1 rRNA gene is annotated in these 1334 nt (G+C 54.2%); it reads right to left on the minus strand.

Features of this window, described 5'->3' with window-relative positions:
* Positions 1 to 1290 (minus strand): 23S ribosomal RNA (locus tag R4P47_RS24860); the annotation flags it as partial.
* Positions 1291 to 1334 lie beyond the last annotated feature (44 nt).

Raw genomic sequence — 1334 nt, forward strand, 5'->3', positions numbered from 1 at the left:
TTGTGTGAGTGCCGCAGCTTCGGTGGTGTACTTGAGCCCCGCTACATTGTCGGCGCAGGATCACTTGACCAGTGAGCTATTACGCACTCTTTCAAGGGTGGCTGCTTCTAAGCCAACCTCCTGGTTGTCTTCGCGACCCCACATCCTTTTCCACTTAGTACACGCTTAGGGACCTTAGCTGGCGATCTGGGCTGTTTCCCTCTCGACTACGAACCTTATCGCCCGCAGTCTCACTGCCACGCTCTCACTCACCGGCATTCGGAGTTTGGCTGATTTCGGTAAGCTTGTAGGCCCCCTAGACCATCCAGTAGCTCTACCTCCGGTGAGAAACACGTGACGCTGCACCTAAATGCATTTCGGGGAGAACCAGCTATCACGGAGTTTGATTGGCCTTTCACCCCTACCCACAACTCATCCCCTCAGTTTTCAACCTAAGTGGGTTCGGTCCTCCACGACGTCTTACCGTCGCTTCAACCTGGCCATGGGTAGATCACTCCGCTTCGGGTCTAGAACACGCCACTACACCACTCACGTGGATACGCCCTATTCGGACTCGCTTTCGCTACGGCTACCCCACACGGGTTAACCTCGCGACATGCCACTAACTCGCAGGCTCATTCTTCAAAAGGCACGCCATCACCAGCAACAGTAAACTGTTCACCAGCTTTGACGGATTGTAAGCGCACGGTTTCAGGTACTATTTCACTCCCCTCCCGGGGTACTTTTCACCTTTCCCTCACGGTACTAGTCCGCTATCGGTCACCAGGGAGTATTCAGGCTTATCGGGTGGTCCCGACAGATTCACAGCAGATTTCACGGGCCCGCTGCTACTTGGGTATTCACAACGACAGTTGCAGTGTTTTCGTCTACGGGACTCTCACCCTCTACGACAGGCCGTTCCAGACCACTTCGACTAACACCACAATTTCTCACTGTCGGCCGATCCGGCAGAATCGACAATGCAAACCCCACAACCCTCCATACGCAACCCCTGCCGGGTATCACACGCACAAAGTTTGGCCTCATCCGCTTTCGCTCGCCACTACTCACGGAATCACTGTTGTTTTCTCTTCCTGTGGGTACTGAGATGTTTCACTTCCCCACGTTCCCTCCACACACCCTATATATTCAGGTGCAGGTAACACGACATCACTCGTGCTGGGTTTCCCCATTCGGACACCCTCGGATCACAGCTCGGTTGACAGCTCCCCGAGGCTTATCGCAGCCTCCTACGTCCTTCATCGGCTCCTGGTGCCAAGGCATCCACCGTACGCTCTTCATTACTTACAACAAAGATGCTCGCGTCCACTGTGCAATTCTCAAACAACACACAC

Origin of the sequence: Rhodococcus sp. IEGM 1370 (assembly GCF_033142325.1) — a bacterium.
Classification (GTDB): Bacteria; Actinomycetota; Actinomycetes; order Mycobacteriales; family Mycobacteriaceae; genus Rhodococcoides.